9 protein-coding genes are annotated in these 15,951 nt (G+C 67.0%); 5 read left to right on the top strand and 4 right to left on the bottom strand.

The features are described from left to right. Positions 1–11: 11 nt before the first annotated feature. On the bottom strand, positions 12–236 hold the full coding sequence (locus FDN03_RS13700) for a hypothetical protein (RefSeq protein ID WP_054820859.1): 225 nt from the start codon (positions 234–236) through the stop codon (positions 12–14). Positions 237–456: 220 nt separating this feature from the next. Between FDN03_RS13700 and FDN03_RS13695 the strand changes: the two genes are divergently transcribed. After that, positions 457–2,565, top strand: a complete 2,109-nt coding sequence (locus FDN03_RS13695) for a DNA topoisomerase IV subunit B (protein ID WP_138178006.1) — start codon at positions 457–459, stop codon at positions 2,563–2,565. Between the two features lie 117 nt (positions 2,566–2,682). On the opposite strand, the gene FDN03_RS13690 is transcribed toward FDN03_RS13695, so the two are convergent. Further along, a complete protein-coding gene (locus FDN03_RS13690) occupies positions 2,683–3,648 on the bottom strand; it encodes a M56 family metallopeptidase (RefSeq protein WP_138178004.1) in 966 nt (321 codons plus the stop codon). A 24-nt stretch (positions 3,649–3,672) separates the two neighbouring features. Beyond that, positions 3,673–4,044 (bottom strand): BlaI/MecI/CopY family transcriptional regulator, encoded by a 372-nt coding sequence (locus FDN03_RS13685; protein ID WP_054820860.1) that lies wholly within the window; start codon positions 4,042–4,044, stop codon positions 3,673–3,675. 363 nt (positions 4,045–4,407) lie between these two features. On the opposite strand from FDN03_RS13685, the gene FDN03_RS13680 reads away from it, so the two are divergent. The 3 genes from FDN03_RS13680 to cydC are packed head-to-tail and all read left to right on the top strand — an operon-like array spanning position 4,408 to position 10,386. Continuing rightward, the gene (locus FDN03_RS13680) at positions 4,408–5,988 is read left to right on the top strand and encodes a cytochrome ubiquinol oxidase subunit I (protein WP_138178002.1); all 1,581 of its coding nucleotides are present in this window, start codon (positions 4,408–4,410) and stop codon (positions 5,986–5,988) included. Positions 5,989–6,006: 18 nt separating this feature from the next. Next, entirely contained in the window at positions 6,007–7,032 is a 1,026-nt protein-coding gene (gene cydB / locus FDN03_RS13675) for a cytochrome d ubiquinol oxidase subunit II (protein ID WP_138178000.1), read from the top strand. Positions 7,033–7,062: 30 nt separating this feature from the next. Further along, positions 7,063–10,386: a thiol reductant ABC exporter subunit CydC gene (cydC, locus tag FDN03_RS13670; RefSeq protein ID WP_171021259.1), complete on the top strand. Its 3,324-nt coding sequence runs from the start codon at positions 7,063–7,065 to the stop codon at positions 10,384–10,386. A 92-nt stretch (positions 10,387–10,478) separates the two neighbouring features. On the opposite strand, the gene FDN03_RS13665 is transcribed toward cydC, so the two are convergent. Next, a complete protein-coding gene (locus FDN03_RS13665; RefSeq protein WP_138177996.1) occupies positions 10,479–13,109 on the bottom strand; it encodes a DNA topoisomerase IV subunit A in 2,631 nt (876 codons plus the stop codon). A 139-nt stretch (positions 13,110–13,248) separates the two neighbouring features. On the opposite strand from FDN03_RS13665, the gene FDN03_RS13660 reads away from it, so the two are divergent. After that, positions 13,249–15,909, top strand: coding sequence for a GNAT family N-acetyltransferase (locus tag FDN03_RS13660; RefSeq protein WP_138177994.1), 2,661 nt, complete (start codon positions 13,249–13,251; stop codon positions 15,907–15,909). The last annotated feature ends 42 nt before the right edge of the window (positions 15,910–15,951 follow it).

The following is a 15,951-nucleotide window of genomic DNA, read 5'->3' as shown; positions in this document are numbered from 1 at the left end:
GACGGCGCGAGCTAGTCCTGGATGTCCACCTTCGGCTTCTCGTAAAGCCGCGAAGTTTCGTCCTGCCACTCCGAGGTGAGCGGGCGAAGCTTATCCTCTACGGCTCGTGCGTGGTGTGCACAGAACAGCAGTTCGCCACCTGTGGAGGCTAGCACGGCCCTTACGTAGGCCTGTGCGCCGCAACGGTCGCACCGGTCGAGGGCATTGAGTTCGCGACTTGCAGTTGTAGTAGTCATTGCCAGCCTCCTTAAATCTTGGTGTATTCAATACAACCAGTTATGGCCCGAACTTTATGCCCCTCGGGCCGCTCTTTCGCTCACCGCGTACTGCTTGTGGATAAGCTCATAGTGGCCAAGTTCCCGTTTTCACGGGTGTCCGGCTCACAGAATTCGAACACATTGACGACTAGAATGGGGGCAGGATCCCCGTCAGGCAGCAGTAGGAGTTAGTAACCACGTGGCCAAAGCCGATAATTACAACGCCCGCCATCTTTCCGTGCTCGAGGGACTCGAAGCCGTACGCAAGCGTCCCGGCATGTACATCGGATCCACCGACTCGCGCGGACTCATGCACTGCTTGTGGGAAATCATCGACAACTCGGTCGATGAGGCCTTGGGCGGTTATGGCCAGTCCATCTCCGTCGTTCTGCACAACGACGGTTCGGTGGAAGTGCGCGATGACGGGCGAGGCATCCCGGTGGACATCGAACCCAAGACCGGCCTGAGCGGCATCGAGGTCGTCTTCACCAAGCTGCACGCCGGCGGCAAGTTCGGCGGCGGCTCCTACACCGCTTCCGGCGGCCTGCACGGTGTGGGCGCCTCGGTCGTCAACGCCCTTTCGGCGCGCCTGGACGTGGAAGTTGACCGCGGAGGCAAGACCTACGGCATGCAGTTCCGCCGCGGGGAACCGGGCCGCTTCACCGATCGCGGCAAACCCCGGGCGGATGCTCCCTTCGAGGCCTTCAAGAAGGCCACCGAACCGGACGTGGTGGGCAAGGCCAAGCGCGGCGTCACCGGGACCCGCATCCGCTACTGGGCGGATGACAACATTTTCACCTCCGATGCCCGCTTCTCCTACGAGGACCTGCAAAACCGCGCACGGCAGACCTCGTTCCTCGTGCCCGGCCTGCGCATGACCCTGCGCGACGAGCGCGGCCTGCCCGGCACCCTGGGTGAGGACGGGCCCTACGAGGAGGTCTTCCAACACGATGGCGGCATCAGCGAATTCGTGGACTTCCTCTCCAGCGATTCGGCAGTCACCGACATCTGGCGCATCCAGGGCAGCGGCTCATTCCATGAGAAAGTGCCGGTCTTCGACGCCGAGGGGCGCAGCCACATTGAAGATCTGCAGCGCGTCTGCGAAGTCGATCTCGCCGTCCGCTGGGGGATCGGCTATGACACCACGGTGCGCACGTTTGTAAACATCATCGCCACGCCCAAGGGCGGCACCCACCAGACCGGGTTTGAACAGGCGCTGCTGAAGTCCTTCCGCAAGGCCGTGGAGGCCAACGCCCGCAAACTGAAGTTCGGCAACAAGGACAAGATCGAGAAGGACGACGTCCTGGCCGGCATGACAGCCGTGTTGACCGTCCGGCTGGCCGAACCGCAGTTCGAGGGCCAGACCAAGGAGATCCTGGGTACCTCGCAGGTGCGCCAGATCGTCTCCCGCGTCGTGGAGAAGGCGCTCAACGAGCGCCTGGCCTCGACGAAGCGTGCAGAAAAGCAGGAAGCGGCCACACTGCTGGAGAAGGTCGTCAATGAGATGAAGTCCCGCGTGAGCGCGCGCGTGCACAAGGAAACCCAGCGCCGCAAGACCGCGCTGGAGTCCTCATCCCTGCCGACCAAGCTGCTGGATTGCCGGACGAAGGAAACCGAGCGTTCCGAACTGTTCATCGTTGAGGGTGACAGTGCGCTGGGTACCGCCCGCCTGGCCCGGTCCAGCGACTTCCAGGCCCTGCTGCCCATCCGCGGCAAGATCCTCAACGTGCAGAAGGCCTCCATTTCGGACATGCTCTCGAATGCGGAGTGCGCCTCAATGATCCAGGTCATCGGCGCCGGATCGGGCCGCACCTTTGACATCAACCAGGCCCGATACGGCAAGGTCATCCTGATGACCGATGCCGATGTGGACGGTGCCCACATCCGGACCCTGCTGCTGACCCTCTTCTACCGGTACATGCGCCCGATGGTGGAGGAGGGCCGGGTCTACGCCGCGGTGCCGCCACTGCACCGGATTGAGATCATCAATCCCGGTTCGAAGAGCAACGAAGTGGTTTACACGTATACCGAAGCTGAGCTGACCCGCCTGCTGGCAAAGATCGAGGCCGAAGGTCGGCGCTACAAGGAGCCGATCCAGCGTTACAAGGGCCTGGGTGAGATGGACGCGGACCAGCTGGCCGAAACCACCATGGATCCCCGGCACCGCACGCTGCGCCGGGTCGGCGTGGAGCATGCCCAGGCGGCCGAGGAAATCTTCGACCTGCTCATGGGCACGGATGTGGCACCGCGCAAGGAGTTCATAATCTCCGGCGCTGACAACCTGGAACGCGAACGTATCGACGTTTAGGGGTGCCAGCCGCGAAAACGCCGTCCGGTTTGCCTCGGGTATTACCCGTGGGGACCGGTCGGCGTTTCCTTTTGCCCGGTGTTCCGGGACTTCAGCCGCGGCCGGTTGTGATTGCGTCTAGCCCAGCAGCTTGGGCGCAATCAGCAACACGGTGGGGCAGACCAAAAGCATCAGTGAGCAAAAGACGATCGCCGTGGTCTGAAAAACACTCAGCGGGTTCGGATCATTGAGCAGGCGCTGCAGGCGTCCGGAGGACAATTCTCCGTTCGGCACGGTTTCCAGGTCGCCGCCCGAGCCGCCCTGCTGGGCGGGATCGTGGATCGGGTTGGGGGCCACGGAGGACGCGACGGTCACGATGGCCCGCAACAGGACTGGGCGTTGCACCTTCTGCAGGGCCGTGTCATCGGCCAGCATCTCGGTCAGCTGGCGCACCGCGTCCAACGCCAGGCGCGATGTCGGCAGCCAGGGAAGGGCTTCGTGCCAGGCGGTGAAGGCCAGGATCAGCAGGTCGTGGCGTTGTTCAAGATGCGACCGCTCGTGGGCCAGCACCGCCTGCAGTTCGGTCTCGGAGAGCTGGTCCAGAAGGCCACGGGACAGGACGGTGACCGAGCGGGTCATGCCCGGAACGCAATAGGCAACCGGCACATCATGGTCCAGAACCAGGGTATTGGGCCGGTCCTCGGCGGGGTTGGTCAACAGCATCAGCAGCTGGCGGTGCTTGGCCCGCTGCCGGGAGATCCGCCAGGCCGCGCGCAGCAGGGTCAGGACCAGATGGGTGGCAAAGAGCAGTGCGGCGCTGAGCGCAAAGAGGTGAACCACCCCGGGGGACGGGGCATCGGGGTCCCCGAGCAGCAAGCGCCATCCCTGGTGCAGGGCACTGAGCAGGTCATCGCCCAGTGGAGTCAGACCCCACACGAGCATGGAGCCGATCATTGACAGCCCACCGGCCAGGGCGATGGCCTGCCACAACAGGACAGCGGCCACCGGGGAGCGGGCTGGCCATTTCGCTTTGGCCAACGCCAACGGCGTTGGCCACGCTAATGCGATGGCCAACGCCGCAAGAAAGTATGAGGTGAGAAGCACTCAGCCCTCTATATCGTGAAGGATTTAGACGGTTTTCGGTGCGTCCAAGATAGCACGAAGTGCCGCCGCTTCGTCGGGGGAAATGCCGCCGATGAAGCGCGCCAGAACAGCTTCGCGGTCCTGGGCGGTTCCCAATGCCTCGTTGAGCAGGTTCACGGTGTGATCCTCGCGGGTCGACGAGGCCGTGTAGCGGTGCGGACGCGTGGAGCGTTCGCGGGCGACGAGGCCCTTCTTTTCCAACCGCGCGAGTACCGTCAGCACAGTGGTGACTGCGAGTTCCTTCGCAGCATCGCCGGGTGCGGCGAGTTCATCGCGCAGATCATTGGCGGTCAGTGGTTCTGCGGAGTCCCACAGAAGTTCCATGACTGAGCGTTCCAGATCGCCAAGGCTGGCCACAGGGCAGTACCTCACTTGCCTACTAGTGCTAAAACGTCCGGTGCCTTTAAGCGCCAACGAACGTATCGTGCAGTCCATTCTATAGGGGATTGACCAAATTTTCTACACTTCGTAAAAATCGGGTCTGAGTAGATTATTGTTGCCAAAATCACATTTGGACATAGCTTCTTGGGCATACCTTGAGAACTGGGCAAATTTGCCGCTTGCCTGTTGCTGGCATCACGCGGTTTGGTCAGCGGCTTGTTTTGCAGGCCACAGGGCGGTTACCCGCGATTTCTACGTCTTGTCGAAATTGGCCTATCGTGGTGGTGAACGGCTTTTCTACGTTCCGTAGAAAACGTGTTTACACTCGAAGGGAAACCGATGGACCCGTTGGAAATTGCGCGGTGGCAATTTGGCATCACCACCGTCTACCACTTCCTGATGGTGCCGCTGACGATCGGGCTGGGGCTGGTCGTAGCGGTGCTGCAAACGGTATGGCTGCGCACCGGCAATGAACAGTGGCTGCGAATGACGAAGTTCTGGGGCAAGCTGTTCCTGATCAACTTCATCATGGGCGTGGCCACCGGTATCGTGCAGGAATTCCAGTTTGGCATGGCCTGGAGCGAGTACAGCCGATTCGTCGGCGACGTCTTCGGAGCCCCGCTGGCCATGGAGGCGCTGCTGGCGTTCTTCGTCGAATCCACCTTCCTGGGACTGTGGATCTTTGGCTGGAAGAAACTGCCGGCAAAGCTGCACCTGGCCACGATCTGGGCCGCTTCGCTGGCCAGCATCCTCTCGGCCTACTTCATCCTCGTCGCAAACTCGTGGATGCAGCACCCGGTGGGCACCGAAATCGTTGACGGGCGCGCGGTCATGACCGACGCCTGGGCCGTGTTCACCAACAACACGGCGCTGGTCACCTTCCCGCACACCGTCTTTGGCGCCTTCGCCGTGGCCGGCGGATTCCTGCTCGGCATCTCCTGGTTCCACCTGTACCGTCGCCGCGCGGAAGGCGTCGACACGGTGGACGCCAACGGGCGCGTCATCGTCGGGGAAGACCTGAGCAAGGGCCGCAACCGCGACAAGACCGACCACAAGGTGTGGCTCTCCTCGCTGCGCATCGGTGCAGTGGTGGCGCTGGTCTCCTTCCTGGGGGTGGCCTTCTCCGGGCACACCCAGGCCCAGCTGATGTTCGAGCAGCAGCCGATGAAGATGGCCGCCGCCGAGGCCGCCTGCCACGACGGCACCGGGTTCTCGGTGCTGACGCTGGGCGATGTCCGCACCCAGGGCAGCACCAGCTGCGATGACGTCACCGCGGTCTTCGAACTGCCCGGTCTGCTTTCCTACCTGGCCAACGGCGACTTTGAAACCCCGGTCAAGGGCGTGAACACGCTGATTCCCGAATACCAGGAAAAGTACGGCACCCACTACCCGGATGAGGAATACCTGGGTCAGTACGCCGGCCAGGAAATCAACTACGTTCCGGTCATGGAGGTCACCTACTGGGGCTTCCGGCTGATGATCACGCTGGGCGGGTTGAGCGCCGTCGCCGCCGCGGTGGCCCTGTGGCTCACCCGCAAGGGCACCGTGCCGCACAACAAGTGGATCTCCCGGCTGGCCCTGCTGGGCATCGCCGCCCCGTTCGGGGCGAACTCCTTCGGCTGGATCTTCACCGAAATGGGACGCCAGCCCTTCGTGGTGGCGCCGAACCCGCAGATGGGCGGCATTGACCAGGTGTTCATGTATACCGCCGCCGCGGTCTCGCCGACCGTCAGTGCGGGGGAGATGCTCTTCTCCACGATCAGCCTGACGCTGATCTACGCAGTGCTGCTGGTGGTCGAACTCGTGCTGCTCACCCGGTTTATCCGCGGTGGGGTGGCCTCCACCATGCCCGAACTGAACAACGACGAGCGCAAGGACGAGGACAAGCACGATGATGATGTGCTGTCCTTCGCCTACTAGCGGGAACGGAAACTGACAATGGAATGGCTTCCAACACTATGGTTCGTGGTCATCGCCGTCCTGTGGCTTGGCTACCTCTTCCTGGAGGGCTTCGACCTCGGGGTGGGCATGCTCATGGGGGTGATGGCCCGCAATGAACGCCAGCGCCGGGTCATGCTCAACACCATCGGCCCGGTCTGGGACGGCAACGAGGTCTGGCTGCTGACCGCCGGCGGGGCCACCTTCGCCGCCTTCCCCTACTGGTACGCCTCGCTCTTCTCCGGGCTCTACCTGCCGCTGGTGATCGTGCTGGCCGCACTGATCTTCCGTGCCGTATCCATTGAATACCGCGGCAAGGCGCACACCGCCACCGCGTTGAGGATGTGGAACCTGGCAATGAGCCTGGGCTCCTTCGTGGCCGCCTTCGGTGTGGGCGCCATGCTGGCGCTGACCACCCTGGGGCTGCCGCTGAATGAAAACGGCGACCGGGTCGGCGGAGCGTTCGCCTGGTTCGGCTGGGAAGCGGTGCTTGGTGGCCTGGCGGTCGTGGGTTACTGCCTGATCCAGGCGCTGGCCTTCCTGCGCCTGAAGACCGATGGGCCGATCCGCGAACGCAGCGGCTCGCTGCTGGTCAGGTGGCTGCCGCTGGGCCTGCTGCCGCTGGTGCTGTGGGCGCTCGCGGTGGTGCTGCGCAACGACTCGATGGGCGCCTGGGCGCTGCTGGGGCTGGCCGCGCTGGCCATGGTGGCCGCCTGGGGCACCGCCCGGTCGGGCCGCGAGGGATTCTCCTTCATCGCCCTGGGGGCGGCCCTGGCGCTGGGGGTCGCGGCGATCTTCACCGCCGCCTTCCCGGTGGTGCTTCCCTCCACGATCGACCCGGCGTTCAACCTGACGGTGATGAACGCCTCCAGCACGCCGTACACGCTGCGGCTGATGAGCATCGTGGCCGCGTTCGGGGTGCCGTTGGTCCTGGCCTACCAGGCCTGGAGCTACTGGGTGTTCCGCAAGCGCATCCACGAAAAGCACATCCCGGAGACCCATCTGATCATCCCCGTGGTCAAGTAACCGTCGATGGCCCAACGCCAAGGAGAGAAGATGGCCGCACCACGCTTCCTGCCCTCAAACCTGCTGCAGCGCCGGCAGCTGGTGCTGCTGACCGTGTGGTCGATCAGCAAGGCCCTGGGGCTGATCCTGCTCGCCTTCGCGTTGGGCACCTGGATCGCCTCCCTGGCCGGCTCCGGTGCGCCGGCCGGCCCGCGGCTGCTGTGGCTGGCCCTGGCCGGCGCGCTGCTGCGGGCCGCTGGCGGCTGGGGGCTGAACGTGTCCTCCCGGCGGATGGGGTTGGGCGCGAAGGAGCGGATGCGCGAACAGCTGGTGGCGAGCACCGCAGGGGTCAGCACCATCGTCCCGGTGGCGTCCAAGAAGTTCTCCGTGCCGGTGACCGCCACCCTGGCGGCGCACGGCATCGACAAGCTCGATGACTATTTCACCAAGTTCATCCCGGCCATGGTCAGCGCACTGGTGCTGCCGCCGCTGCTGGGGATCTATGTCCTGACCGTGGATCTGACCAGCGCCATCGTGCTGCTGATCACCATTCCGCTGGTGCCGCTGTTCATGGCCCTGATCGGCATGCACACCCAGGAGAAGATCCGCGAAAGCCAGGCGGGACTCGACGCGCTGGCCCACCAGCTGTATGAACTGGCCCTGGGGCTGCCGGCCCTGCTGGGCCTGGGCCGGGCCCGCGCCCAGGGAACGGCGATCGCCCGGTTGGGCCGACGCTACCGCAAGGCCACCATGGAGAACCTGAAAACGGTCTTCCTCTCCAGCTTCTGGCTCGAACTGATCTCCACGCTCTCGGTTGCGGTGGTGGCGGTGTTCATCGGCCTGCGCCTGGTCGGCGGGCACATGGACCTGGCCGCCGGGCTGATCGTGCTGATCCTGGCCCCCGAGGTCTTCGGAACCCTGCGTGAGGTCGGCTCGGCCTACCACGCCGCCGATGACGGGCTGGCCGCCTACCAGCGCTACGAGCAGATGGTGGGGCAGAACCCCGAACCGGCCATCAGCGTCCAACGGCTGCCCCTGGATGCCGGGAACCGTCAGCCGATCCTGGAGCTGGAGGACTTTTCCTTCCGCTACGGCACCGAGGCGCCGCTCTACCGCAACTACACGCTGCGTCTGGAACCGGGCCAGCGCCTGCTGCTGGACGGGGCCAGCGGCACCGGGAAGAGCACCCTGCTCAAGGCCATCGCCGAGGGGGCCAGCGCCAACGCGCTGGACGCCGAGCAGACCAGCGGCCGGCTGCGGCTGCGCGGCGGGTTCGCGCTGATCAGCCAGCACCCGGAATTCAGCCAGGACACCGGCGTACGGCAATTGGCCCTGGATGCGCCCCAGGCCAGTGCCGAACAGATCCAGCGTCTGGCCCACGAGCTGGGGCTGCACACGATGCTGCAGCGGCCCATCGCCGAATACTCCCCGGGCGAACTGCGCCGACTTGAGGTGCTGCGCGCCCTGCTGCGCATCCACAGCGAACCCGGCACCCGGCTGCTGCTGGCCGATGAGCCGACCGCCCACCTGGATGCGCGCAACGCATCCGTGGTGCGCCGGCTGCTGGGCGAACTGCCTGCCGGCTGCGCGGTCCTGGTGGCCAGCCACGACCCGCTGCTGGGCGCCCGCCAGGTGCCCGGCACCGCACCGACGGCCACCACCGCCCCGGTGGATGAGGACGAACCGGCGGCGCTGCCGCAGGCGCCCCGGCCGCCGCGCGGACAGCAGGCGACCGGATTCACCCCGGTGCGGGATTTGCTGACCCGTTACACCGGGGCCCGCAAGGCCGTGCTACTGGGGGTGCTGTCGGTGCTCTTCGCCGTGGCCCTCTCCGCGGTCAGCGGCTGGCTGATCGTCAAGGCCAGCTACATGCCCCCGGTGCTGCACCTGATGGTGGCGATCGTGAGCGTGCGCGCCCTGGGCATTGGCCGGGCGGCGCTGCGCTACCTGGAGCAGCTGGCCATCCACGACGCGGTGCTGGGGTACGCGGCCGAGCTGCGGGAAAAGATCTGGAACGCCATGGTGGCCAAGCCCGCCAGCTGGGGCGTCGTCTCCCGTTCCCCGGTGGTGCTGCGCTTCTTCCTGGCCGAGGTCGATGAACTGCGCGACCTGCTGACCCGGGTGGTCTTCCCGCCCCTGCAGGCCCTGATCGTCTGGCTGCTGGGCATCGTGGTGCTCTTCCTGATCCAGCCGACCTTCGGGTATGCGGGACTGGGCGCGCTGCTGCTGATGCTCATTGTCATTGTTCCGCTGATCCGCCGCATCGAGGGGCGCAGCACCACCGAGCAGCTGGAGCACCGGCTGCAGGTCAACGAACGCGTGCTGGCCATTCTGCGCAACCGGGCCTCGCTGCGGGCCAACGGCTCCCTGGGGGAGCTGCTGGCCCGGCTGCGGCACACCGAGCGGGAAAACACCCGCAAGGCCAGCTGGCACGCCCTGGGCCAGGGCGTCGGGGCGAACCTGATGACCCTGACCGGAGCCGTGCTGGCCACCGCCTGCGTGGCCCTGAGCGAGGTGACGCCCGAACTGACCGCGGTGGCCGCCCTGCTGGCCCTGGCCCTGTCCGAACCCGCCGCCGCCTGCGTCGCCTCGATCCAACAGGCCCGGGCACTGGCCGAACTGCGCCAGACCCTGGCCGACCGTGGGGTGAGCAGCGCACCACAGCAGCAGCTGCCGGAGCCGGAGGAGGATTTCGGGCCGGTCACCGGCTTTGAGCTGCACGAGGTGGCCCTTGGCTACCGTGAGGGTGAACCGGTGCTCCAGGGGCTCAGCGCCCGCATCGCCCCCGGGGACTGGACGGCACTGACCGGCCCCTCCGGCTCGGGCAAATCGACCCTGCTCACCGCCCTGCTGGGGGTGCTGCCCCCGTTGTCCGGGCAAATCCACGCCATCGACACCGCCGGGCAGCTCTCACCGCTGACGGCCCAGGCCCTGGATTCGGTGGCCTGGTGCCCGCAGGAGGCGCACCTGTTCGACTCAACCCTGGCGCGCAACCTGGCGCTGGGCGTGGAGGGGCCGATGCCGCCGGAGTCGCAGATGCTCCAGGTGCTGCAGGCGGTGGGCCTGGGATCCTGGTACGCCCAGCACCCCCAGGGCCTGGAGACCCGCATCGGCAGCGGCGGCCACAGCCTCTCCGGCGGACAGCGCTGCCGCCTGGCCGTGGCCCGGGCCCTGTTGGCGGACAAGCAGGTGGTGCTGCTCGATGAGCCGACCGCCCACCTGGGCCAGGACGAGGGACAGGCGCTGATCGATCAGCTGCGGGCCGCGCTCGCCGGTCGCACCGTGGTGCTCATTACCCATGACGCCCAGCTGGCCGGCGAGTGCGACCACCGGATAGATCTGGGCCAACGGGCCCGGCACGGCCTGACGGTGTAGGCACGCCCGCGCAGCGCGTGCGGGGCGTGGGGAGGCCAAAGGGGCGGGGCACCAGTTCGCCACTGGTTCCCCGCCCCTCATGCATGGTGCTGCTAGTCGTCGCCGAGAATGACCCCGCCATCGGAGAACGGCAAGGTGTCCTCCACCAGTTCGTGCCCGATCTTGGTGGTCTGCGCCGCGTGCTCGGGGCTGGGCAGCGTCTGATCCAGTTCCCGCGCCGAGACCGGGTCCGCGCTTTGCGTGTCGGCCGGCAGCACGCCGCCAAGCAGCGCGATGGACTGCGCCAGCGGCACCCCAGAGCCGTCCCGCTTGCCGAACTCGGTGGGCAGGGCGCGCACCACCCCGGCCGCGGAGCTGGCCCGGGCCGGACCCGGCCCGGCATAGGCCAGGCTCAGCTTGTCCTCGCCCTTGGTGAAGCGGTGGGCGCGCACCCCGGCGGTGGCCCGCCCCTTGAGCGGGAACTGGTCCAGCTCGGTGAGCTTGACCGACTGCCCGGAGGTGCCCGGCAGCGTCTGGGAGCCGACCGCCACGGTGGCCACCACCGCGGAGGCGTCATTGGCCGGCACCGCGCCGAAGTAGATCACGAAGTCCTGCGCGCCCAGCTTGATGCCGGACATGCCCCCGGCGGTGCGGCCCTGGGCGCGCACCGTGGAGGCGGTGAAGCGCAGCAGCTGGGCCTGCGCGGTGATGAAGACCAGCTCGTCCTCATCCTCGGCCACCGCGGCCCCGATCACCTCGTCCTTGCCCTTGAGGGTAATCGCCTCGAACTCGTCACGGTTCAGCGGGTAGTCCGGGTTCACGCGCTTGACCACGCCGTTGCGGGTACCCAGCGCGAAGACGCGGTTCAGCGGGACCAGCGCCACCGCCTTCTCGCCCTTGGGCAGCTTCAGGAACTCGCTGACCGACACCCCGCCGGCCAGCTGCGGGAAGCCATGGCCCTCGCCCAGCGCCGGGACGTCGATCATTGACACCCGGATGATCCGCCCGGTGCTGGTCAGTGCGCCGATTTCGCCGCGGGCGCTGGTGGGCACCTCGGAGAGCAGCACATCGTGCTTCACCCGGGAGCCGGCAAAATCCAGCGGCGTGCGGTCGTGGGTGCGCGCGATCTGCCCGGAGGCCGAGAGCAGCGCCCGGCAGGGCCGGTCGGCGACCTCCATGGCCAGGGTGGCCTTCTTGCCGCTGCCCACCGCCTCGGGCAGCACGGTGCCCTTCAGCGGCTTGGTCTCCGCATCCTTGGCCAGCACGGTGCGCCGCGGGGAGGCGAAGGTTTCGGCGGTCTGCTCCAGCTCCCCGGAGACCACCTCACGCAGCCGGGCGTCGGAGCCCAGGATGGCTCGCAGCTCCTCGATCTCCTTGCGCAGCTGCTCGGCCTCGGCCTCCAGCTCGATGCGCGAATACTTGGTCAGCTGGCGCAGGCGCAGCTCCAGGATGTGGTTGGCCTGCGCCTCGGAGAGGTCAAAGACCGTCATCAGCCGTTCGCGGGCCTCATTGGTGGCCTCGGAGGAGCGGATGATCGCGATGACATCGTCAATGTCCACGATGGCGATCAGCAGGCCCTCGACAAGGTGCAGGCGTTCCTCCCGCTTGGCCAGCCGGTGCGTGGTGCGCCGGCGCACCACCTCCAGGCGGTGTTCGACGTACACCTGCAGCAGCTCGCGCAGCCCCAGGATGCGCGGCTGGCCCTCGACCAGGGTGACGTTGTTGATGCCGAAGGAGTCCTCCATCGGGGTGTACTTGTACAGGCTGGCCAGCACCGCGTTCGGGTTGAAGCCGTTCTTCAGCTCGATGACCAGTTTCAGCCCGTGCTGCCGGTCGGTCAGATCCACCACGTCGGAGATGCCGGCAATCTTCTTGTTGCCCACCCCGTCCTTGATTTTCTGGATGACCTTCTCCGGGCCGACCGTGTAGGGCAGCTCGGTGACCACCAGGGCGGACTTGCGCGCCGAGATCTTCTCCAGCGCCACCTTCGCCCGGGTGCGGAACGCCCCGCGCCCTGTGCGGTAGGCGTCGCGGATCCCGTCCAGGCCCACAATGGTGCCCCCGGAGGGCAGGTCCGGGCCGGGGACGAACTTCATCAGGTCCTCGACCGTGGCCTCGGGGTGCTCGATCAGGTGGCGGGCCGCGGCGATCACCTCGCCCAGGTTGTGCGGGGCCATGTTGGTGGCCATGCCCACCGCGATGCCGGTGGCGCCGTTGACCAGCAGGTTCGGGAAGGCGGCGGGCAGCACCTCGGGCTGGGTGAACTGGTTGTCGTAGTTCGGCACGAAGTTGACCACGTCTTCGTCCAGGTTCGCGGTCATCGCCACCGCGGCCGCGGCCAGCCGGGCCTCGGTGTAGCGCGGGGCGGCCGGCCCGTCATCCAGGGAGCCGAAGTTGCCGTGCCCGTCCACCAGCGCCAGGCGCATCGAGAAGTCCTGGGCCAGGCGCACCATCGCGTCATAGATCGCCGCGTCCCCGTGCGGGTGCAGCTTGCCCATCACCTCACCGACCACGCGCGCGCTCTTTACGTGCCCCTTCTCCGGGCGCAGACCCATCTGCGCCATCTGGAACAGGATGCGCCGCTGCACGGGCTTGAGCCCATCACGGGCATCGGGCAGGGCCCGGGAGTAGATCACCGAGTAGGCGTACTCCAGGAAGGAGTTCTCCATCTCGCTGGTGACGTCGATGTCGATGATGTTCTCGACGAAATCCTCGTCAAGGGCCGGAGTGTTCTTGCGAGCCATTGAGCTGTTCGTGCCCCTACCTTCTGGTCGATAAGAAACTGTTCGAATGCAAACAGGCGGACTGCGCGCCGCGGGCGTGGTGCAGGCCGTGGTGCGTGGCATCTGGCCGTGGCCGGTACCGCGCACTATTGTTTAGCTTATGGTGGATCGTAAAGTTTCTGCGGCATATCCGGCACATTGGGAAGCAGATGTTGTGCTGCGCGACGGTTCAACCGCGCACCTGCGGCCCATCACCCCCAAGGATGCCCAGGCGCTGCAGGAGATGCACCGCCAGCAGTCCGAGGCGTCGGTCTACCTGCGCTATTTTACCTACAAGTCCCAGCTGACCCCCAAGGAGCTGGAACGCTTCACCAACGTCGATCACACCTCCCGGGTGGCGTTCGTGGTGCTGCGCGGGGCGAAGGTCATCGGGGTCGGCGGCTATGACCGGCTCGATGACCCCACCGAGGCGGAGGTCGCGTTCAACGTCTCGGACGAGTACCACGGCAGCGGGATCGCCTCCATCCTGCTGGAGCACCTGGCCGCGGCCGGACGCGAAAACGGGATCGAGAAGTTCACCGCAGAGGTGCTGCCGGAGAACCGCAAGATGCTCACCGTCTTCTCCGAGGCCGGCTACGCGGTGGCCCGGCACTTCGAGGACGGGGTGGTGATGCTGGTCTTCCCGATCGACCCGACCGACAAGTCCCGTTCGGTGATGGAGGCCCGCGAGCACCGCGCCGAAGCGAAGTCGGTGGCCGGGCTGCTGGCCCCGGCCTCCGTGGCCGTCATCGGCGCCAGCCGCTCCTGGGGCACCCTGGGCTACGACGTGCTGAACCGGCTGGTGGAATCCGGGTTCACCGGGGCGCTGTACGCGGTGAACGAGCAGGCCTTTGAGATCGGCGGGCTGCCCAGCTACGGGCGGATCACCGAGGTGCCCGGGCCGGTGGACCTGGCCATCATCTGCGTGCCCAAGGAACGGGTGCTGGGGGTCGTGGACGACTGCGCCGCCCACGGGGTCAAGGGTCTGCTGGTGATGACCGCCGGCTACGAATCCGACCAGGGCCTGCGCGAACAGCGCGAACTGATCACCCGGGCGCGGATCAACGGGATGCGGGTCATCGGCCCGGCCTCCCTGGGGCTGCAGAACACCGACCCGGATGTGCAGCTGAACGCCTCGGTCGCCCAGCAGCTGCCGGCCCCGGGCAACATCGGCTTCTTCAGCCAGTCCGCCGCCATGGGGGTGCTGCTGCACGGGGTGCAGGCCCAGCGCGGGCTGGGGCTGAGTTCCGCGATCTCCGCGGGCCTGCGCGCGGACGTGTCCGGCAATGATGCCATGCAGTACTTTGAAGACGATGAGCACACCGCGGTGGTGGCCATGCACCTGGAGTCCTTCGGCAACCCGCGCAAGTTCTCCCGCATCGCCCGGCGCCTGTCCGGCAGCAAACCGGTGATCGTGGCCAAGAGCGATGTCATGGGCCTGCGCCTGCCGCCGGGGCACTCGGTGCGCACCTCCCAGGCCCCGCCGGCGGCGCTGAACGCGGTGCTGGCCCAGGCCGGGGTGATCCGTGTCGGCTCGGTGGAGCAGCTGATGGACGTGGCCAGCGTGCTGTGCACCTCACCGGCCCCGGCCGGGCCGAACCTGACGGTGCTCTCCAATTCGCTCACCCTGGCGGAAGTCACCTGCGATGTGGCCGTCAGCCGCACCCTCAGCGCCGCCGCGGACGAGCGCGAACTGGACTTCAGCCTGGGCCAGTCCCGGGCCCTGCCGCTGCTGCGCGAACGGGTGCAGCAGCTGGTGCAGGATGCCACCGTGCATTCGGTGATCATCGCCCTGCTGCCGGTGCCCGGCATCAGCGACAACGCGCTGCTGGGGGAGCTGGGCCGCTTCGCCGGCTGCGGCAAACCGGTGCTGGTGGTGCTCTCCGGGCGTTCGGACCGCAGCATCGGCACCGGGGTGCACCACGAGCTGCCGGTGTTCACCTCCCCGGCCGCGGCGGTGCGGGCCCTGGACAAGGCTCACGGCTACCGGCAGTGGCTGAACGTCGAACACGACGCGCTGCCCGAACCGGAGGGCATCGACGCCGACGGGGCAGAGGACTACCTGAAAACCCTCACCGCCCAGATCCCGGGCACCACGCTGCGCGAACTGGACTACGACCAGGCCAGCACGCTGTTGGCCCACTACGGGATCCCGGTGCTGGAATCCCAGGCGGTGAACAGCGCCGATGAGGCGGTCGCCGCCGCACACCGGCTGGGCTGGCCGGTGGCGTTGAAGGCCGATGACCCCTACCTGCGCCAGCGCCTGGATCTGGGCGGGGTGCGGCTGAACATCACCGACGAACCCACGCTGCGGGCCAACTACGCCCACATGTTCCAGGCCATGGGGCAGTGGGGGGTGCAGGCCCTGGAGGTGCAGTCCATGGCCGAGGCCGGGCAGGCCTGCGTGATCCGGGCGGTGGAGGACCCGCTGCTGGGGCCGGTGATCTCCTTCGGACTCTCCGGGGACCCGGTGAACCTGCTCGATGACTGGGCGCACGGGGTGGCTCCGCTGTCCGTGCAGGACCTGGAGGACCTGATCCACCGTCCACGCAGCAGCGCCCGGCTCTTCGGCTACCAGGGGCTGCCGCAGGTGGACCTGGCGGCGCTGAAGGACCTGCTGAACCGGGTGGCGCTGCTGAAGGACAACCACCCGGAGGTGGCGATCCTGAAGATTTCCCCGGTCACAGTCTCCGAACACGGGCTGAGCGTGCTGGCTGCCGAGGTGCAGGTCGGCAACCCGGAACAGCGCACCGACACCGTGCGCCGGGCACTGCGCGGCTAAGCGGCGCGCGACCGCGAACCGGGAGGGAGCAGCATGGCAGGC

The organism is Glutamicibacter sp. V16R2B1 (assembly GCF_005774635.1).
Classification (GTDB): domain Bacteria; phylum Actinomycetota; class Actinomycetes; order Actinomycetales; family Micrococcaceae; genus Glutamicibacter; species Glutamicibacter creatinolyticus.
This window is presented reverse-complemented; position numbering and strand designations above follow the sequence as displayed.